The organism is Parerythrobacter jejuensis (assembly GCF_039536765.1).
Classification (GTDB): Bacteria; Pseudomonadota; Alphaproteobacteria; order Sphingomonadales; family Sphingomonadaceae; genus Parerythrobacter; species Parerythrobacter jejuensis.
The window spans coordinates 2166843-2186691 of the sequence record NZ_BAAAZF010000001.1 but is presented as its reverse complement, the minus strand read 5'-3'; the positions used below and the strand labels follow the sequence as shown (position 1 = coordinate 2186691).

The 19849-nt window shown below is 61.3% G+C and carries 21 protein-coding genes; 9 read left to right on the top strand and 12 right to left on the bottom strand.

Translation table 11 applies throughout. The features are described from left to right. The first annotated feature begins 408 nt into the window (after nt 1-408). A complete protein-coding gene (locus ABD653_RS10780) occupies nt 409-666 on the top strand; it encodes a hypothetical protein (protein ID WP_160778680.1) in 258 nt (85 codons plus the stop codon). A gap of 11 nt (nt 667-677) precedes the next feature. Here the strand turns inward: ABD653_RS10780 and ABD653_RS10775 are convergent, their stop codons facing one another. From ABD653_RS10775 to ABD653_RS10745, 7 genes are all read right to left on the bottom strand, one after another. Next, nucleotides 678-1568 (bottom strand): alpha/beta fold hydrolase, encoded by an 891-nt coding sequence (locus tag ABD653_RS10775; RefSeq protein ID WP_160778679.1) that lies wholly within the window; start codon nt 1566-1568, stop codon nt 678-680. Between the two features lie 201 nt (nt 1569-1769). Continuing rightward, entirely contained in the window at nt 1770-2279 is a 510-nt protein-coding gene (locus ABD653_RS10770; protein ID WP_160778678.1) for an energy transducer TonB family protein, read from the bottom strand. A gap of 285 nt (nt 2280-2564) precedes the next feature. Beyond that, entirely contained in the window at nt 2565-3644 is a 1080-nt protein-coding gene (ppk2, locus tag ABD653_RS10765; RefSeq protein WP_160778677.1) for a polyphosphate kinase 2, read from the bottom strand. A 161-nt stretch (nt 3645-3805) separates the two neighbouring features. Further along, on the bottom strand, nt 3806-5392 hold the full coding sequence (gene nadB, locus ABD653_RS10760; protein ID WP_160778676.1) for an L-aspartate oxidase: 1587 nt from the start codon (nt 5390-5392) through the stop codon (nt 3806-3808). Between the two features lie 69 nt (nt 5393-5461). Continuing rightward, nucleotides 5462-5761 (bottom strand): putative quinol monooxygenase, encoded by a 300-nt coding sequence (locus ABD653_RS10755; protein WP_160778675.1) that lies wholly within the window; start codon nt 5759-5761, stop codon nt 5462-5464. 7 nt (nt 5762-5768) lie between these two features. Then, complete coding sequence (locus tag ABD653_RS10750; RefSeq protein WP_160778674.1) at nt 5769-6512, bottom strand: class I SAM-dependent methyltransferase; 744 nt, start codon at nt 6510-6512, stop codon at nt 5769-5771. Continuing rightward, nucleotides 6509-7453, bottom strand: a complete 945-nt coding sequence (locus ABD653_RS10745; RefSeq protein WP_160778673.1) for an ABC transporter ATP-binding protein — start codon at nt 7451-7453, stop codon at nt 6509-6511. Before ABD653_RS10745 ends, ABD653_RS10750 begins: the two co-directional genes overlap by 4 nt. Before the next feature lie 125 nt (nt 7454-7578). Between ABD653_RS10745 and ABD653_RS10740 the strand changes: the two genes are divergently transcribed. The 6 genes from ABD653_RS10740 (at nt 7579) to ABD653_RS10715 (ending at nt 11296) form a co-directional block, all read left to right on the top strand. Then, a complete protein-coding gene (locus tag ABD653_RS10740; protein ID WP_160778672.1) occupies nt 7579-8163 on the top strand; it encodes a DUF4402 domain-containing protein in 585 nt (194 codons plus the stop codon). Between the two features lie 92 nt (nt 8164-8255). After that, nucleotides 8256-8858: a DUF4402 domain-containing protein gene (locus ABD653_RS10735; RefSeq protein WP_160778671.1), complete on the top strand. Its 603-nt coding sequence runs from the start codon at nt 8256-8258 to the stop codon at nt 8856-8858. 65 nt (nt 8859-8923) lie between these two features. Next, entirely contained in the window at nt 8924-9184 is a 261-nt protein-coding gene (locus ABD653_RS10730) for a zinc-finger domain-containing protein (RefSeq protein ID WP_160778670.1), read from the top strand. 76 nt (nt 9185-9260) lie between these two features. Next, on the top strand, nt 9261-9671 hold the full coding sequence (locus ABD653_RS10725) for a hypothetical protein (protein ID WP_160778669.1): 411 nt from the start codon (nt 9261-9263) through the stop codon (nt 9669-9671). Between the two features lie 9 nt (nt 9672-9680). After that, nucleotides 9681-10232: a DUF924 family protein gene (locus ABD653_RS10720; RefSeq protein WP_160778668.1), complete on the top strand. Its 552-nt coding sequence runs from the start codon at nt 9681-9683 to the stop codon at nt 10230-10232. Between the two features lie 98 nt (nt 10233-10330). Beyond that, nucleotides 10331-11296 carry an oxidoreductase gene (locus tag ABD653_RS10715; RefSeq protein WP_160778667.1) on the top strand — a complete coding sequence of 322 codons (966 nt, stop codon included), beginning with the start codon at nt 10331-10333 and terminating at the stop codon, nt 11294-11296. On the opposite strand, the gene ABD653_RS10710 is transcribed toward ABD653_RS10715, so the two are convergent. The 4 genes from ABD653_RS10710 to guaA form a co-directional block, all read right to left on the bottom strand. Further along, a complete protein-coding gene (locus ABD653_RS10710) occupies nt 11280-11933 on the bottom strand; it encodes an endonuclease III domain-containing protein (RefSeq protein WP_160778666.1) in 654 nt (217 codons plus the stop codon). The two genes, ABD653_RS10715 and ABD653_RS10710, sit on opposite strands and share 17 nt — an antisense overlap. Nucleotides 11934-11940: 7 nt before the next feature. Further along, nucleotides 11941-12654: an endonuclease III domain-containing protein gene (locus ABD653_RS10705; RefSeq protein ID WP_160778665.1), complete on the bottom strand. Its 714-nt coding sequence runs from the start codon at nt 12652-12654 to the stop codon at nt 11941-11943. Between the two features lie 374 nt (nt 12655-13028). Then, complete coding sequence (locus ABD653_RS10700; protein ID WP_344705389.1) at nt 13029-14006, bottom strand: serine hydrolase domain-containing protein; 978 nt, start codon at nt 14004-14006, stop codon at nt 13029-13031. Between the two features lie 97 nt (nt 14007-14103). Beyond that, nucleotides 14104-15678, bottom strand: coding sequence for a glutamine-hydrolyzing GMP synthase (guaA, locus tag ABD653_RS10695; RefSeq protein ID WP_160778663.1), 1575 nt, complete (start codon nt 15676-15678; stop codon nt 14104-14106). A gap of 228 nt (nt 15679-15906) precedes the next feature. On the opposite strand from guaA, the gene ABD653_RS10690 reads away from it, so the two are divergent. Both ABD653_RS10690 and ABD653_RS10685 read left to right on the top strand, forming a co-directional pair. Then, the gene (locus tag ABD653_RS10690) at nt 15907-16206 is read left to right on the top strand and encodes a UrcA family protein (RefSeq protein ID WP_160778662.1); all 300 of its coding nucleotides are present in this window, start codon (nt 15907-15909) and stop codon (nt 16204-16206) included. A 161-nt stretch (nt 16207-16367) separates the two neighbouring features. Further along, nucleotides 16368-17594, top strand: a complete 1227-nt coding sequence (locus ABD653_RS10685; RefSeq protein ID WP_160778661.1) for a TCR/Tet family MFS transporter — start codon at nt 16368-16370, stop codon at nt 17592-17594. A gap of 585 nt (nt 17595-18179) precedes the next feature. Here ABD653_RS10685 and ABD653_RS10680 read toward each other — a convergent pair. After that, nucleotides 18180-19736: a class I adenylate-forming enzyme family protein gene (locus ABD653_RS10680; RefSeq protein WP_160778660.1), complete on the bottom strand. Its 1557-nt coding sequence runs from the start codon at nt 19734-19736 to the stop codon at nt 18180-18182. Between the last annotated feature and the right edge of the window lie 113 nt (nt 19737-19849).

Below are 19849 nucleotides of genomic sequence, written 5' to 3'. Positions count from 1 at the left end.
TTTGCTGTCCCCTGACTGTCCCCCGTTCACCCACAATCTTGTCCCCCGAGGCCTGCGAGCTGACCGACTCCTCCCCTTACGCGGGAATCCGCGCTGGCGGGCCGATCTCACTAGGTTTTGGGGTCCGCGACCGATGCGAACCACTAGATACTGAATCAGACTGGACTCGCGCGCAAGAGGGTAAACAAGGAATAAATGGCAAAACCGCGTTCCGGGACTCGGTGTGTTAGCCTGTTGCAACGCCGCGACGCGTGGAGAAAGCTGGACTGCTGGCTTGTGCAAGCCCAAAAATGAATCCGTGAAAAAATTTTGTCGGGCAAAATTCCTCTGCGGGCCTTTTGAATCATTCGAATCGAGCGACGCAATTTTCGAATCCAAACCAACCGTTTGAACTGCAAGGAAGACACCATGCTGGAACGCGCAATCACGATCGGATTGAAGCACGAACGCATGATCGTGATCGCAGCCGCAATCTGGTTCTGGGCGGGAATCGCGATCTATGCCCGCTTCATCCCTTTGCCAGATCTGCCCGGCTGGGTGCGGCCGACATTCTTCTGGTCATCGGTGGCCTTCAACGCCGTGTGGTGGGGCTATGTCCACGGAAAGGTGGAAGCACGGCGGCGCGCGCTCGCCAAGCCCGCAGCCGCCCCGCAAGAAACCGAATAGAAAGCCCGTCCCTAGCCCTGCGCTGCCTTGGCGTGCTCGGCCATCTCCGCTGCGATCGGCTTGATCAGTTCCTCGGGCAGGTCATGGCCCCAACCGGGGAAGGTCTTGATCTTCGCGCCGGGAATATGGGCGGCCGTGTCATGGCCACCCTCGACCGGGACCAGCGGATCCGCCTCTCCATGCAGGACGAGCGTTGGCGCGGTAATGTTCTTGATCATCTCGCGCCGGTCGCCGTCAGCCACAATCGCGGACAAGTGCCGGGTCGGCCCCTCCGGATAGACGCTGCGGCGCACGCTCGCCGTAACCCGTTCGCGCAAACGATCCGCATCCGCCGGATAGCCCGGGCTCCCGATCGTGCGCGACAGGAACATGCCGTGTTCGACCAGCGCTTCCTCATCTATGCTCTTGGGCCGGGTCACCAGCGCCTTGAGCGCTTCTGGCTTGGCAGCTGGCAGTTTGGGGTGGCCGGTGGTCGAGAAAATCGAGGTCAGCGACATTGTCTTGTCGGCATGTTTGGCCGCGACATGCTGGGCAATCATCCCGCCCATGCTGCCACCGACGATATGCGCCCGCGGAATCTCCAGCGCCTCCAGCAGCCCGGCCCCGTCATCGGCCATGTCGGACAGCGTGTAGGGCACCTTGGGCGTGATCCCGAGCTTCCCGAGCAGGGTCATCTTGATCAGTCCGGGCGCCTTGACCCCGTCAAACTTGTGGCTGAGGCCGATGTCGCGATTGTCATACCGGATGACGCGAAAGCCGTGGCCGACCAGCTCGTCCACCAGTTCATCCGGCCACAGGGTCAGCTGCGCACCGAACCCCATGATCAGCAGCATTGGCGGCGCATTCTTGTCGCCGTGATCCTCGTAATGAATGGAGATTCCATTGGCCGTTGTTTCGGGCATGCCGTGCAGTCCTTTCCCGTTTCATTCTGTGTTCCGGCAGCTTCGGGCCGGTTGCCCGGATCACATGGCCGAACTGGCCATGCCGGGCAAGTTGACAAAATGACGGATATCAGACGCAACATCGCCGCCGGTCACTTGGAGGTGACTGGCGGCGATGCCCGGGGATAGGCACCACCAACCATGGTGCCTGTTGGAATGAGGTCAGGAACCGAGCGCGATCACTCCGCGTTCGGCGGCGGCGCTGGCGAGACGGCGGCGCTCGATATAGGCCAGCTTCTCTGCATAATGTGCCTTCTGCGCGGCGCTATCGGCAAAGATGATATTGGCCTGAAACACCTGCCCAGCCGAAGCCTGCGCCGGACCTTGGTCGAGATCACTCAGCCGCCGAACCGCCCACCGAGCGGCGCGATCAGTGCTGACCGAGCCGGAGCTGCGATAGGTCTGCATATTGGCCGGGCGGCCCTTGGCATCGAGCTGGAAGCGCACTTGCACAATGCCGCTATCGGGATTGTGCTTGGCCCAGCGCTCAGCGAGGACCAGATTGCGACCAAGATCGCGGCTCACATCAGCACGCCATTCTTCCATCGCGCTGCTGGGCGAGACCACAATTTCTTGCTGGCCGGAGCCGGCCATCGCCGGGGTCACAAGAACCGGAGTGATAAGGGCGGCGCCAAGCGCCAGTGCGACGGGGTTACGAAACAATTTTGTCATCAGATCATCCTCTGCTGTCGTTGGATGATCGGCCATGAGTGACCAGCCGGGCGTTACCCTTGTTCCAGGCGCAGTCCCTAACTCCTCGCGCTTGGGCTAATGGTCGATCGGACGCGGCGACCGGGGGTGAGCACCGCGTCCAAGGGCACAGATGCACCCCGCGCCGAGTCGCCACAATCATGCTTCTATCGGAGTAACAATGTTTCCGACGAACGGGCGACGGCGACCGATTAGTGCCTGAGAGCTGTGCCTCCGGTCAGCGGCCCGACCTATCTGCGAAGCGCTCTAGTCACCTTTGCTGCCCGGCATCAAATACTCGCCGCGTTCGTGGATCACGTTGGCCCTGCCCACCAGCAAATCATCGACCCGCCCGATCCGGTCAGTGTCTTTGCCGGTATAGGGGAGGGAATGCAGAACATAGCGCATCGCATTTAGGCGCGCGCGTTTCTTGTCGTCGGACTTGACCACTGTCCATGGGCTGTCGGCCGTATCGGTGGCAAAGAACATGGCCTCTTTCGCCTTGGTGTAATCATCCCATTTGTCGAGACTGGCCAAGTCGACCGGCGACAGCTTCCATTGCTTGAGCGGATGGACCTGCCGTTCCTTGAACCGCCGCAATTGTTCCGGCCGGCTGACCGAGAACCAGAACTTGATCAAATGAATGCCGGAGCGGACCAGATTGCGTTCGAAATCGGGCGCCTGCCTCAGAAACTCGCGATATTCCTCGTCGCTGCAAAAGCCCATGACCCGTTCGACCCCGGCCCGGTTGTACCACGACCGGTCAAACAGCACGATCTCGCCAACGGTTGGAAGATGCTCGACATAGCGCTGGAAATACCATTGCCCACGCTCCACCTCGCTCGGCTTTTCCAGGGCGACAACGCGGGCACCGCGCGGATTAAGATGCTCCATCATGCGCTTGATCGCCCCGCCCTTGCCCGCCGCATCGCGGCCTTCGAACAGGATGATCACCCGCTGCTGGTTTTCACGGACCCATTGCTGCAATTTCAGCAGCTCGGTCTGGAGCACGAATTTTTCGCGCTCGTAATCCTTGCGCAGCATCTTGTACTTGTAGGGATAGCCACCCTCGCGCCAGTCTTCTGCCAGCTGGTTGTTGGTCTTGCGCGGTTTGCCCGGAGGCTTGGGCAGGCCAAGATACTGACGCAGGCGCGCGGCATCATCGGGCGATGATCCGGCAATGATGGCGTCTACGCCTTCCGTGGGGGAAGTCTTGGCAACGACGCCAATGGCCTCTTCCTCTCCCTCGATCGCCGCTTCGGTCCGTTCATCGGCCAGAGCCTCTTCGACCGCTGGTTTGGCGCCGCTCGCATTCCCCTTCGATGTGTTTCCGCCAGCGCGTGCCATAAACTTTCCCCTCCCGAATGGTGTCACCCCGGATTGCCTCCAGGCGCGACTCGTCCAGCATCAAAGCAGAATGCGACACTCCTGAAATTGCGCCAGATCAAAAAAGGGAGTCAGAAGAACCTGGGCCAGTCATGCGTGGCACATGCAAACGGAGGAAGACGCTACGGCACCAGCACCGTATCGCGCGCCACATCGTCTGTGTTCGGATAATTGAGCGTGAAATGCAGTCCGCGGCTTTCGTGCCGGGCGAGGGCGGAAGTTACGATCAGATCGGCCGCTTCCAGCAGGTTGCGCAGTTCGATCAGGTCGGTCGTGACGCGGAAATTACCGTAATAGTCATCAACCTCGTCGCGCAGCAGCTTGATCCGATTGGCCGCCCGTTCCAGCCGCTTGGTAGTGCGCACGATTCCGACATAGTTCCACATAAAGCGGCGGATCTCTGTCCAGTTCTGCTTGATGACGACTTCCTCGTCAGAATCCGTGACCCGGCTTTCATCCCACTCCCTGATCGCGGGCGGATCGAGCAATTCGTCCCACCGCGACAGGATGTCATCCGCTGCGGCTTCGCCAAATACGAAGCACTCAAGCAGGCTGTTGGAGGCCAGGCGATTGGCACCATGCAGGCCGCTTTCGGTGCATTCGCCCGCCGCCCACAGGCCCGGCAGATCTGTCCGCGCATCGAGGCCGACCAGCACACCGCCACAGGTATAATGCTGGGCCGGCACCACCGGGATCGGGCCGGTCGTCATGTCGATGCCCAGTCCGGTCAGTTTTTCATGGATGGTCGGGAAGTGCTCGCGCACAAAATCGGGCGGCTGGTGGCTGATATCGAGATGGACATAGTCGAGCCCATAGCGCTTGATCTGGTCGTCGATTGCGCGCGCCACAACATCGCGCGGGGCCAGCTCCATCCGCTCCGCGTCATAATCCGCCATGAAACGATGCCCGGTTTCCGGATGGAGCAAATGCCCGCCCTCGCCCCGCACCGCCTCGGTGATGAGGAAGTTCTTGACCTCCAGATTATACAGGCAGGTCGGGTGAAACTGCATCATCTCCATATTGGAGACGCGGGCGCCGGCCCGCCACGCCATCGCAATCCCGTCCCCCGTTGCGCCGCGCGGCGCGGTGGAGAACTGGTACACCCGGCCAGCGCCGCCCGCCGCCATGATCGTGGCCTTGGCGACATGCGCTTCGACTTCGCCCGTGGCCTCGTCCAGCGCGTAGGCACCCCAGACCCGGCCCGCGCCCGAATACAGCTCCGCATTCCGGCCCGTGATCAAATCGACGCAACTGCGGCCCGGCAGCAGGGTAATGTTGGGATTGGCCTCTGCTGCTTTGAGCAGCGCCTCCTGCACGGCCCAGCCGGTTGCATCATCGACATGGACGATTCGGCGGTGCGAATGCCCACCTTCGCGGGTCAGGTGTAGATCGCCCGAATCCTGGTTGAACGGGACGCCCAGCTCGACCAGCCGGTCGATCGCCTTGGGCGCCTGCTCGATGACGAATTCTACGGTCTCACGCCGGTTCAGGCCTGCACCTGCCACCATGGTATCGCGGACATGATTGTCGAATGTGTCGCCCGCATCCAGCACCGCAGCGATACCGCCCTGTGCCCAAGCCGTCGACCCGCCGGTGAGCGAGCCCTTGGCCAGCACCAGCACTTTCTTGTGCTCCGCCAGTTCCAGCGCAGCGGTAAGCCCGGCCGCGCCGGAGCCGATAATCAGGACGTCGTGATATTCGCGTGTCATCGGCGCCTCATGGCGAGAATAGCGCAGCCCCGCAAGATCGGGGAAAGCCACCCGTGGGGCCGGCTCGCCCTAGACCGGTTGGCCCGATTTCGCTTCGAAGAGTTGCAAATCCCGATCGTGGACGCCCAAGCGGTCCCAATTCGCACGCCACTCAGCAAGGTGGTCCGAGGCAAAATGCGCGTCCAGCGCCTCGCGGTCGCGCCAGATTTCCGTAACCCGCACGAGGCCCGGTTCGATCACATCCTCGGCATAGGAATAGGTCACGCACCCTTCCTCAGCGCGGCTTTCCTCGATCATCTCCTGCATCGCGGCGCGCGCCTCATACAGGTTCTCGGGCGGCAGGCGGACTGTGCCCAGGATAATCAGCATGGCATCATCAGCATGGCAGGCCCTCCGCAATCACCAGCCGGTAACCCATATCCGCGCTTTCGGCCTTGAGCAGCCCGGCATTGTGCTGCGCCCATTTGCCGCTCGCCAGATCCGCCTCCAACCGCTGCACGCCATCCTCCAGTCCCTCGATCACCCAGAAGCTGGAGCTACCCTTGCGAATGCGCGCATCGAGATAGGCCTCGGGCCGTCGCCAGTAGGCATAGAGAAAGCCGTCACTGCAATCGTGCGGGACGAGAACCGGCGTGATGTCGACGGGCCCGAGATGCTGCTCGAAGAACTCCATCGGGGGCATGATCCCTTCATCGAGCCCGATCAGGGCGGGCCAATATTCGGTCTGCCACTGGCCCCGGAAGGCCGGATCATAAGTGAGCAGCACCACCCGGTCCCGCGCGACACGGCGCATTTCCGCCAGGCCCCGGGCTTTGTCGGTCCAGTGATGGATGGTGAGGATGGCCATTACCGCCTCGAAACTGTCGTCCGCAAACGGCAAGTGTTCGGCAGTGCCCTGCACGACTGGTGCGCTGCCTTCGGGGCGCTGGGCGATCATTTCCCGGGAAGGTTCAAGCGCAGTCAGTTCGCGTCCGCGCGGTTCGTAAGATCCTGCGCCGGCCCCGACATTCAAGAGGGTCCGCGCATCGCCCAATGCCGCATCCACCTGCGCCGCGATGCGCGGATCGGGCTTGCGCAAATTGGCGTAATCGATGCCGATTGTGTCGTAGAGCGCGCTCATCCTGCGCCGGTCAGCTGGACGAATACATCCTCCAGATCGGCCTCGCGCGTGGTCACATCTTCGATTGTCACGCCCTGTTCCTGCAAGATTGCAAGGACTTGCCCCGCTGTCAGCGCATCCTTGTCGTACGTGACTTCGACTGTGCGCTCACCCGTCAGAGCCGATTTTATGAAGGCCGAATGGACAGGGGCGGAGGGCAAGTCCTTGTCGGTGCTGACCACCACGATCTTCTCGCGCGCCATGCCGACCATTTCGCTGGTCGTCTTGTTGGCGATCAGTTCGCCATTGTTGATGATCGCAATCCGGTCACACAGCTGCTCTGCTTCTTCGAGGTAGTGGGTGGTCAGAACAATGGTGACTCCTTGCCGGTTGAGCTCGGTGACCAGCTCCCACAATTGGCGGCGCAATTCGACATCGACGCCTGCGGTCGGCTCGTCCAGCACCAGGATCGGGGGCGAATGGACCATCGCCTTGGCAATCAGCAACCGGCGTTTCATCCCGCCCGACAAGGTGCGGGCATAGGCATCGCGTTTGTCAGTCAGCCGGACTGCCGCGAGCAATTCCTCGCTGCGACGCTCGGCCTTGGGCACTCCGTAGAACCCCGCCTGGTTTTCCAGCACTTCGTAAGGCGTGAAAAACGGGTCGAAGACAATTTCCTGCGGCACGATCCCGATCGCGCGCTTGGCATTGCGGCGCTGGTCATCGATATCGAAGCCCCAGATCTCGGCCGAGCCTGCGCTCTTGGTCACCAATCCGGCCAGGACATTGATCAGCGTCGACTTGCCTGCCCCGTTCGGACCCAGCAGTCCAAATATCCCGCCTTGCGGAACCTCGAAGCTGACCCCTTTGAGCGCGTGCTTGCCCGGCTCCCCCTTGGTGCCGGCATAGGTCTTCTGGACATCGCGGATCGATATGGCGGAAGGGGCGCTGATCTGGCTCATGCGCATTGCCCCTAGGCGTGGCTGGCCCCCGTCGTAAAGGGCCAGCATCAACAGCAATCCCTAACAAGCCATTCACCATGCTTGGGTCGGCTTCCTTAATGCCTCGGTAGGTAGTTGCAGCCTCAATGATGCAGTCGGGTTCACGCACGCAAACCATTGCAAGCAGGATCGCAACCACCGGGGCGGTGGCAGCGACAGCATTGCTGTGCCTGGCTGCACCGGCCGCCGCGCAGTCCAATTCGGCTGCCCCCGATGCCAGCGCATCGGTGATCGCCAGCGGCACCATGCGCAACACCGGCGATTTGGATTTCGGCAAGGTCGCCCCGGGCGACACAGGCGGCACCATCGTGGTGGCACCCGACAACTCTGCAACTGTCACGGGCACTGTCCTTTCGGTCAGCACGCCGAGTGCTGCCAGCTTCATCATCGAACGACGCACAGGGCTGGATTTCCCGGCCTATGTTTCACCTACCACTGCCGATTCGATCACGCTGATCCACGCGACCGACACATCGGAAACGATGCAGCTGACCAATTTCACCAACGACTTCAATCGCACCCGGACGATCTTTTTCGGGCTGTTCACCGTGCCGGCATGGTTCGGGCAGACATCCTATGATTTCCGCGTTGGCGGAACCTTGAACGTGGCCGGCAACCAGATGCCAGGCGTCTACACCGGCGAATTCGTGGTCCGGGTTGATTTCGAATAGAACTGGCGCGGCTTTCAGGGCCGCATCCCTACCCCGCCGTTAACCTTACCTCGAAGGCGTTTCCTTAACAGAGCGCTAGCTATGGCAGCGGAATGGGGAACCGGGATCATCCTTTGCAGCGCTGCTCGAAGCGCGCCAGCCGTTTGGTGCGCGCGAGCATTGTTGCGCTGTTCGCTGGCGTGCTGGCCTGGCCAGCTGTGGCTCAGGCGCAATCGAACAGCCAGAATGCACCCACCCGCACCGAACTGGTTGAACGGATTACAATCGTTAAGAGCAAGGACATGGACTTCGGTCGGCTTGCGGTGGACAACAATCCGGGGACGGTTACGCTAAACCCAACGGATTCGGAAACATGCACCACCAGCGCCAATGTGGTTCATAGTGGATCCTGCATTGCAGCGGAATTCACCGGGGTCGGCACCACCAACCGGCGCATCCGGATCCGTAAACCCCGCAATCGCCGCATTTTCCTCACGGGTCCTGGACGCCGGATGCAAATCCGCAATGTCGTGTTCGGGTATACAGAGGGTCTGCAAAGGCTGACCGCCCGAACAAATCGTAGATCGATCCGCTATCGGATCACCGACGCCAATGGCGCATTTCTTGTCAAGCTGGGCGGGCAATTGCGGATCCGGCGTAACCAGGCTCCGGGCGTCTATTCCGGTACATTCAACGTGGATGTCGACTACCAGTGAGGGACCCCCGCCAGGTGTGACGCGTGATATTGCGCCACTCGCGAGACAGGTCTATCGGCTTCGCCATGAACACCGCACCGCCCGAAGTCATCACCGTCACCACCCGCCGCGTCAGCTGTGACGGCGCGAGCGACATTCGCGGGGGCGACAATTATCGCCCTGCCGCTCTGGGCCACCCGCGCATCTATCTGGAGATTGACGAGCACGGCTATGTTGATTGCGGCTATTGCGATCGCCGGTTCGTGCTCAAAGGGGGGCCCGCAGAAGGCATCGACCAGTCGGAGCTTCCCGATATTTCCGAAGGCGCAGACCCGGGGCACCGGTGATTTTTTCGCCGCTGTGAAACGTCAGCAGCGGTTCAGGCGTAAATCCTCACAAGAAGCAGTCTTGAGGAGAATCGCCATGATCAAGCCTATCCTTTCCGCATTTGCCCTGGCCGCATTGGCAGCCACGCCTGCGCTGGCAGAAGATGTCGAGCGCGAGCCGACCAAGGGCGAGAAAAAGCTCGCCAAGCTGCTCGAAGGGCGTGAAGCGGGTGAGCCTGAAAGCTGTATCCGAGACCGTCCGATCAGCCGGTTCCAGGTGATCGACAAGACGGCCATCGTCTACAAGATCGGCCGGACATATTGGGTCAATTACACGCGCGATCCCAAGAACCTCGATGATTCCGACACGCTGGTTTTCCGCCGGTTCGGATCGCAAGTCTGCAAGACCGACATCGTCACCACTATTGATCGCTTCAACGGGTTCTACACCGGCAATGTCTTCCTGGACGATTTCGTGCCGTACCGGAAAGTCGAGTCAGACGGCTAAGGCAAAACCTTGGCGTTGGCATCGCGGCGCTGGGCTGCGGAAATCCTGCATGTCTGGTTCCATCGGCTAAACGAGCGGGACTGGTTCGGCGGCTCCGACCACGTCGATGCCTTGCTCGCGCGCCGGTTTGCCGCAGATTGGCACAGCCTGCGGCACCGCCCGGCCCATGAATTCCTGACCGACGATAGCGTCGCGCTGGCCGCAATCCTGTTGTTCGACCAGGTGCCGCGCAACCTGTTTCGCGGCGAGGCACGCGCCTTTACCAGCGACCCTCTCGCCCGTGCTATCACCCATGGCGCGCTACAACGCGGCTGGCACCGCGACCTGTCGTCGAGCCGGATCCAATTCCTTGCCATGCCACTGATGCATAGCGAGGACATTGCCGATCAGGATCTGTGTTGCCGGATCTTTGCAAACCATGTGCCAGGCGCATTCTCCTTTGCCCGCAGCCACCGCAAAATGATCGCACGGTTCGGGCGCTTCCCGCACCGCAACCCGGTGCTAGGCCGCCCAACCACCGCCGCAGAACAGCGTGCCATCGATGCCGGATTCGCTTGGTAGGCAAGCTGCCCGATCCATTGCGTCCTCTCTGATCGATCCGCCTTGCATCGGGGCGGGCTTCGCGTGACAGTGACGGGTCATTCGCAAAGGAAACACTCATGCCGACACCCCAAGAGCCCATCGATTCCCCTTTCGGGCACCGCTCTACCGCAGCGGAAGTCGCCGCCGGAATCGATCTGGCGGGCAAGAACATCCTGGTGACGGGGGGTTATTCAGGCCTTGGGACAGAGACAGTCCGCGCCCTTGCCGGGGCTGGCGCGCATGTTCTCGTCGGCGCGCGGAGGCCCGACGCGGCGCATAAAGTGCTGGACGAAATGGCGGGGCAGATTTCGATCCTCCCGCTCGACTTGTCCGACCCTGCCTCGATCGACACTTTCTGCGAGAAGGTCGCGGCAAAGTGGGGCCGGATCGATATCCTGATCGCCAATGCTGCCATCATGGCCAGCCCGCTGATGCGTGATGCGCGCGGCTATGAAATGCAGTTTGCGACCAACCACCTCGGCCATTTCCAGATGACGGCGCGGCTGTGGCCGCTGCTCAAGGCAGCCGATGGCGCACGCGTGGTCATCCTTTCCTCGGTCGGCCATCGTCTGGGCGGGCTCGATCTCGACGATCCGAACTGGGAGGCGCGGGAGTATGCCAAATGGCCGGCCTATGGCGCCACGAAGTCGGCCAACGCGCTGTTTGCCTTGCAACTCGATGCCTTGGGAGAATCGCATGGCGTGCGCGCTTTCGCTGTACATCCGGGCGGGATCGTCACCCCGCTTCAGCGCCACCTTACCCATGAAGAACAGGTTGCGATGGGGTGGTTCGATGATGACGGCAATGTCCATGAATCGTTCAAATCGGTCGAGGAAGGCGCCGCCACCAGTGTATGGTGCGCGGTCTCGCCGTTGCTGGACGGCAAAGGCGGCGTTTATTGCGAGGACTGCAATATCGGCGCGATGGCCGACGAGAATACCCCGCGTGGTGCGGGCGTGGCTCCACATATTCGCGACACCCAGCTCGCGCAGGACCTCTGGACCAAATCCGAGCAGCTGACCGGCGTCAGCTTTCCCGGCTAGCGGCGAGCCATTCGCACAGATCGCTGACAGGGCAGTCATCGCATTTGGGCGCCCGTGCCGTACACACCCGCTTGCCAAACTGGATCAGCCAGAAGTGTCCATCGCGATGGGCCCAATCCGGTGCACGCTCTTCCAGTTGTTGCGCCGTCTTATCGGCGGCCTTCGCGTCAGTCAGGCCGATCCTGTTGCAAACGCGGTGGACGTGCGTGTCGACTGCGATCACATCCGCTCCGAAGGTAAAGCTCAAAACGATGTCGGCACATTTTCGCCCGATACCGGGAAGCGCAAGCAGCCCCGCGCGCGTGCTAGGCACCACTCCGCCATGTTCACCCAGCAACGCCTCATTGAAATTCCGGATATTGCGCGTCTTCATATTGTAGAGCCCGCACGGCTTGATCGCTTCGGCAATCGCCGCGTCATCGAGCGCGAGCATTTCTTCAGGAGTAGTCGCGAGGGCGAACAGGGCGCGGGTCGCCCTGGCAGTGTTTCGATCAAGCGATTGCGCCGAAAGCATGCACGAAATGCAGCTGCGATAGGCATCGGGTTGCCCCTTGGGACCTTTTGCATTGTGCGTGCGTCCGGGCATCGCATCGCGGAGACGCTCGAACACGGTTTCAACTTCAGTTTTCTCCAGCATTGCTGTGTCAGCGAGCGGGCGACGCTCCGGTTCCGGTGCGGCAATCTGCGCGCACCGGGCAACCCTCGCATTGCGGGCCGCGCGGTCGGCAATGGGTCTGGCCAAGTTTCTTGAGCAGCAGATGATGCTCGTCCAGATCGGCGGCAGACCATTCCTCGGGCACCAGCGGCATCAGCACATCATAGGTTTTCGCGGTATCCGCCTTGGCCGGCACGATCCCCATGCGTTGCATGATCCGGCGATGGTGCCCGTCGATTACCATCGCCTTGCGATCGAATGCAGAGGCATTCATCACCCCGGCGGAATTCTTGCGCGCGACGCCGGGCAACCGCTCCAGCCATTCCATCGCAACAGCCAGATCGAGCTTGGAAAGGTGGCGCAGATCGACCGATCCGCGCTCGGCCATGATGGCGCTGAGGCAGTCTTTCAGCCGCTGCGCCGCAACGCTTGGGAACGTCTGCCGCTGCAACCGCGCTTCCAATTCGTCGACCGACACCACCGCCACGGCTTCCCACGAGCCATGTTCCGCCAGCAATCCATCGGTCGATGCATTGGACGCTGCCGTCTTGGTCTGAGCCCCGATTACGCCATGAACGAGGACCCATTCCGGCGCGCGGCGCTTGTCCGACGGTCGAATTATGCGCCCGAACCGCGCGATCAAGGCGGGCTGCATACGGCGCAGGATTTCGGTCCGGGGATCAGTGCCGAGCGGGAGTTGCATGACCTATCGCATGCACCGCCGCCCCTTTCTCAGCAAGGCCCCATAGTAATGGTCGCAGTATGGCCGATCCGCCGCCTACCACCCTGTTTTGGCGGCCACTTGCTTGCCGACCCACCACGATACCGGAATGGAAACGACCAGCCCTGCCAGGGCAGCGAGAGCAATCGGTTACCAGTCTGCGCCCATGTCCGTCGTCAGGACAGCGATAACGGCGATTCCCATCAGCGTGGTGGCAATGATCGGCAACAGGACGAGCATCATTCGGAACATGGCGCAGTGCCTCCTTCAGGAATGTGGCAATCTCCTGCGCCAAGCCATCAGCGGCTTCATTGACCTGGATCAATCATGGGGGTTGCGCGCTGACACCGGCCCTATCACAGGCCGCGCTGCGCCATCCATTCCGATCGTGCTTGCTGGATGGCCGAATTATCATCCGAAGCAGTCATAGCTGCGAAGGCGGTGTCAGTATGCGGATCGTAGGTCACGAGGGATTTGTAGGCCCCGTTGCTTCCGGTCTGCCAGCTGATCATGCGGCTCGGCGATTGGCCCGCGGCAAGGTAGCGACCCCCCAGCGTGTAGCCTTCATCCTCGGTGGTGACCGAGGTCAGCAATTCGAGACTTTCTGCGCTCAAGCCACCCTGGTGCGGGAAACGGGCCAAGGCAATCAGATCGGTCGGAGTAGTGGCGAGACCTCCAGCGCAAGTCAGGAAACCGGGCAGAGGCCGCACAGGCGCAGACGGTGGAGCAGCGCCATCGCCAATTTCTCCGATGAAAATCCGGCTTTGGCCCATACCAGCCGCCTGCAGGACCGTTCGATCAAGCACATCGCCGATCGGTTGCCCGGTGGTTTGTTCGACAACCGCCTGGACCGCGATCCAGTTGACCAGATCGTATGACCACTGGGTACCAGGCACGGAGACAAGCTCGCCTGTCGCGAATTTCATCAGAGCTGTTCGCGCATCGGGGGTGCTCATTACGTCAGCCGGAGACTTCCGGAATGCCGGAAGGAGACCATCCGCGAGCCCGCTTCTGCTGGCGAGAACCTGCTTGAGCGTTACATCGCCAATTGGCGTGTCACCGAAACCCGGCAGAAGATCGCCCAGACTGTCACCCAGATCGAGGGCACCACTGTCCGCGAGCCTGAGCGTTGCGAGCGTGCAAGCGAATTTGCCGATTGAACCCGATTCATAGAGTGCGCCTGCAATCGCATCGCCGCTTGCACCGACGGTAATCGCCCTGTCTTCACCGAGTGTCGCATAGGCAAAGCTATTGGCGACAGCTGGTGTGCCGCCGAAGAAGGCAGCAGCAAGTGCGACCCGCAAGAGTGTTTTCTTCAAGTTTCTGATCCCCATGACGCTCACGGCTGACTTGCCGAAACCGCTTGCTATCTGTGTTATACAGATAACACAGTAAGGATCGTTCAATCGACAACGTGCAGCGACGTAGGTCTTACTCCCACTCAATCGTTCCCGGCGGCTTGCTGGTATAGTCATATACCACGCGATTGATGCCCTGCACTTCGTTGACGATCCGCGTGGCGCACTGCGTCAGGAAGGCGGCATCGAAGGGATAGACATCTGCCGTCATCCCGTCGGTGCTGGTTACGGCGCGCAGGCCGCAGACGCTATCATAGGTGCGGGCATCGCCCATCACGCCGACGGTCTTGACCGGCAGCAAGACAGCGAACGCCTGCCAGATCGCATCATACAATCCGGCGTTGCGGATTTCCTCGAGATAGATCGCATCCGCCTTGCGCAGGATGTCGCAGCGTTCTTTCGTGACTTCGCCGGGAATGCGGATGGCAAGGCCGGGGCCGGGGAAGGGATGGCGGCCGACGAAAATATCGGGCAGGCCCAGCTCCCGACCCAGATCGCGCACTTCGTCCTTGAACAATTCGCGCAGCGGCTCGACCAGTTGCATGTTCATACGCTCGGGAAGGCCGCCAACATTGTGATGGCTCTTGATCGTTACGCTTGGTCCGCCGGTAAACGAAACCGACTCAATCACATCGGGATAAAGCGTGCCCTGAGCGAGGAAATCGGCCCCGCCTACCGCCTTGGCCTCGGCTTCGAACAGGTCGATGAAGGCCCCGCCGATGAATTTGCGCTTCTTCTCCGGATCGGTGACACCGGCGAGCCCGCCAAGAAACTGTTCCTCGGCATCCACATGGACCAGAGGGATATTGTAGTGGTCGCGGAACAGGGTCACGACCTGCTCCGCCTCGTTCATGCGCATCAACCCGTGGTCGACAAAGACGCAGGTGAGCTGCTCGCCAATCGCCTCGTGGATCAACACCGCCGCGACTGCGCTGTCGACTCCGCCCGATAGCCCGCAAATGACCTTTCCATCGCCCACCTGGGCGCGGATCTCCTCGATCTTGGTCTTGCGAAATTCGGCCATTGTCCAGTCGCCTTTCAGGCCGCAGACATGGCGCACGAAATTGGCCAGCAATTTGGCCCCGTCCGGCGTGTGGACGACTTCGGGGTGGAACTGGGTGCCGTAGAACTTGCGGCTTTCATCCGCGATCACGGCGAAGGGCGCGCCATCGCTGGTGGCGACAATTTCGAAGCCGTCGGCAAAGTTGGTGACCTTGTCGCCATGGCTCATCCACACCTGGTGCCGCTCGCCCACCTTCCACAGGCCATCGAACAGCGCGCATTCTTCGGTCACCGTCAGATAGGCGCGGCCGAATTCGCCGCCATCTCCGGTCTCGTGACCGGGCCGCACTTCACCGCCGAGCTGATGGGTCATCACCTGCTGGCCATAACAAATGCCCAGGATCGGCACGCCGGCTTCGAACAGCATCTGCGGCGCCCGCGGGCTGCCTTCGTCTGGCACCCCGGCGGGCGAACCGGACAGGATAATGCCTTTGGGCTTGAGCCGGTGGAACGCTTCTTCCGCCATGCTGAAAGGCGCGATTTCGGAATAGACGCCAGCCTCGCGCACGCGGCGCGCAATCAGCTGGGTCACCTGGCTGCCAAAATCGACAATGAGGATGGAATCGGGGAGGTGTTCTTGGTCCATGGGCGGAGGCGTTAAGCGGCTGGGCTGGGCCTGTCCAGACGCCGCAGAGCCCCACCCACGGGACATTGGACAACCCGACAATACGCACGAAGCGACAAAAAGTTTCAGCTTGCAACGGATGCATTTGCGGGCGCGTTTTTCGCAATTGCAAAACGAATTGCTGCGCCGCACAAGCCGCCGCTCGGGAGGCCCTTATTGATTGTTTCAATGGCCGAAAGGACTGCCATCATGTTGCGTACTATCACTCTTCTGACCGCCGCCACCATGGCGTTTGCTGCACCTGCAAACGCCACCATCGTGACCGAGCGGGTCAGCGTTTCCTACGCCGATCTCAACCTCGATCGTGCTGAAGACCGCGCCACATTGCGCGCGCGCGTCGATGCGGCAGTGCGTTCCGCCTGCAAGCGCGATGGCACGCGTTACACCCGCAGCACCCTGGATCGCGATTGCCTGGCCAAGGCACGCCAGGCTGCCTTCACCAAGCTGGCATCGGTCCAGCCAGCGGCGACGGTTGCTGCCGGCAATTAAGCCACGCGGATAGACACAGCCGGTAGCGCCGGTTGTGCCGACCCGATATTCAGGGCGGCGAGGGAACGTGCAGAGCGTCCCTCGCCGCCCTTTTCGTTTGGGATCGGGCGCGGACATGATAGCTAGGCAGCAGGGACAAGGGCACAGGGAAGGCGGCCAGCATGCAGCGCAAGGCTTCGGTCGCCTTCATCTTCATCCTCGTCCTGCTCGATATGATCGGTTTCGGCATCGTAATGCCGGTACTGCCGCAACTGATCATGGAGCTGGGTACGTTCAGTGTTGACGAAGCGGCAATATGGGCCGGCTGGCTCGGTGCGGGCTACGCCGCGATGCAGTTCATTTTTGCGCCCATCCTGGGCAATTTGTCCGACCGTTTCGGCCGTCGCCCGGTCTTGCTGGCCTGCGTTTTCGCGTTCTCGCTCGACTATTTTCTGATGGGCCTCGCGCCATCGATCTGGTGGCTGGTGCTGGGGCGTTTCATCGCAGGTCTGACCGGCGCAAGTTTCGCTGCGGCCTATGCCTATATCGCCGATATTACGGAGCCGGAGGATCGCGCTGCGAGTTTTGGCCTGCTGGGCATGGCCTTCGGCTTCGGCTTTATCATCGGGCCAGCCTTAGGCGGCTTTCTGGGCGAGATTGGCCCCCGTATTCCCTTTTACGCTGCCGGCGCTTTCGCGTTGGCAAACTTCGTGTTCGGTTTCTTCTTCCTCGATGAGAGCCTGCCGAAGGAAAGGCGGAGACCCTTCCGGCTTGCCCGCGCCAATGCTCTGTCGGCCTTGCGCGCTTTGTCGGGGCAGGATCGCACGGTGCTGTGGTTCCTCGCAGCGCTGGGTGTCTGGCAGCTGTCGCATCTCGTCTATCCCGCCATTTGGGCATATTTTGCAATTGCGGCCTATGGCTGGAGCGAGTGGCAGATCGGCCTGTCGTTGATGATGGTAGGGATCGGCAGCGCGCTGGTGCAGGGTTTCGGCCTGCGATTGCTCCTGCCAATACTGGGGGAGACGCGCGCCGTTATCCTGGGCATCGCTGCGGTTTGCGTTGTCAGTATCACCTACACCTTCGCGCGCAGCGACTGGATAATCTATGCCGCCCTCCTGTTGGGCGGATTGCAGGGATTGGTGATGCCATCGATCAATTCGCTTAACAGCCGCGCCGTCGACGCTTCGAGCCAGGGAGAGCTCCAGGGCGCGACCCAGGCCATTGGCAGTCTCGCCGCGATCGTCGGGCCGCCGATGTACACGATCGTGTTCGCAGCCTTCATGTCCGACGGTGCCTGGATCATATTGCCGGGAATGCCGCTGCTGCTGTCAGCCGTGCTCGCCTTGGGAACATTGGCGATTTTCCTCTACGCACGATTGCGCCTTTCTCATCATGAAGAGAAACTTTAGGCCCATATGTTGCAAAAAACTGAACATACCTGCGGCTTTTCTCACTTTTGAAAAGTGGCCCGAAACATTATTTCCTGGTCCCACGCCGGAGGTGGCCAGTCCTCTCCCCCCGATAATTGTTCACCCCGGCATCAGAAAAGGAGGCAGGACATGCGCAAGCTCTCTGCTCATCTGATCGCTTTTGTAGCTGCAGCGACACTCAGCAGCTTCACGATTGGCGCCACGATCGTCTAACGATCCGGCCCCGGTTACAATCGCCGCGAGACGCGGTCGCCACTCTCTCCTCTCCCCCCCGGCGACCTGCGTCTCGCGGCAATTTTCTTCTCCGCGACATGAGCTTGTAACCTTCCCGGTGCAGCGGGCGAACAAGAGGGCAAGACCCCTCATTGGAAAGGAATATGCCATGCGGCTGATTTCTGAAAAGCTCCTCGCCGTCGTCATTGCCGTTTCGCTCAGCGGAACCGTAATCACGGTTGCAACGGCCTGACACTCACACCCCCCCGATCCCGGCCACGTCCGGGTCGCTGGATGCGGTCTGTCACTCTTCCTCCCCCGCGGCAGGCCGCATCCACTTTCATTTCCGCGTCAGCTGGTCACTCTCTCGGCCCGTTCGCGCAATTCGGTCTTGAGCAGCTTGCCGATATGGCTACGCGGCATTTCATCGATCGCATGAAGGGCCGATAGCCGCTGGGTCTTGCCGACGCGGGCGTTCATCGCGCCCATAATGTCGGCAACATCCCCTTCACTCGCACCGTCCGCAAGCCGGACAAAGCCGAACGGTGTTTCGCCCCACTGCTTGCTTGGCACACCGATGACGGCAGCCTCGGCCACCCGGTCATCCTTTTCCAGCTCTGCCTCCAGATCGCTGGGATAGATGTTGAACCCGCCGGAAATGATCATGTCCTTGGCGCGGCCGACCAGTTCGACAAAGCCGTCCTCGTCGACCCGTCCGATATCGCCCATCCGCATCCACCACTCGCCGGTTTCCGGATCGATCCATTGCGCCTCGGCAGTCTTGTCGGGCCGGTTCTTGTAACCCTGCATCATCGCCGGGCCGCGCCCGACCAGCTCCCCCGCCTCGCCCGGCGGAACAAGGTTGCCGTCTTCGCCCATCACTTTCAGCTCGCTGCCCGGCGCAGGGCGCCCGACGGTGTGCAGTTTGTCCGGAAATTCATGCGCAGGCAGCAGGCATACGACCCCGCCTTCGGTCATCGAGTAAATCTCGATCAGTCCGCCCGGCATCCGCTGGAGGACCTGCGCCTTCAATTCCGCCGAGAACGGTGCCGATGTGCAATATTTCAATTGCAATTTTGACAGGTCAAACTCGTCAAAGCGTGGCTCGTCCATCAACCGCTGGTATTGTACCGGCACCAGCATGGTGTGGGTCACACCAAAGCGCTGGGCCGTGGCGAGCCATTCGACGGTATTGAACTTGCCCATAATGTTGACCGTTCCGCCCGCGAGCAGCGTAGACAGGAACGCCACCATCGTAGTGTTGGAATAGAGCGGCGTAGAGGTCAGCGATTGCGAGTCGAGACCATTCGCCAGATAGGATGACGCGGTCGGCGCAAACTGGACCCAGCGCATCTGGTGCGAGTGGACGATGCCTTTGGGAATGCCGGTCGTCCCGCTTGAATAGATGATGTTGAAATGATCGCCTGGCAGCGGATCGAATGCCGGTGCGGTGGCGCCTGTCGGCGCCATCCAGCTATCCAGCTCTTCATCAAGCACAATATGTTCCAGACCGCGCATAAAGCCCTCGCCCAGCTCGGCCAGTTTTGCCCCGTCGATAAACAGGTGGCGGGCACCTGAATCCCTTGCCATCCCTTCGAGCTGGTCGGGGCTGGCGCTGGTGGTCAGCGGGGCAGCCACCCCGCCCGCCCGCACTGCGGCGAGGTAGGCCAGCGCGTAATTGACTGTCGAAGTGCCAAGGATCGCGACCGATTGCCCGCGTTCTAGCCCGGTCTCGGCCAGGCGCGCGGCAATCCGCTCGATCCGGCTGTCCATGTCGGCCCAGCTCAGCTCGGCATGGTTATCGCGCAGCGCAATTTTGTCTGGCTGGATTCCAGCCCAGTCGGCCAGAATTTGCGGGAAGGAGCCGAAAGGTTCGGCCAGCGATTCTACAACGGGATGCGCACTCATGGCCGCTACGCTAGCGTCGAAACCCGCCGTGTCGAGAGCCGCTTTTTCGAAGGCGCGCGTACTGCGCTTCGGCGCAGTGGAAAAAGCCGGACAAAAGCGGGCGGCAATGTTTG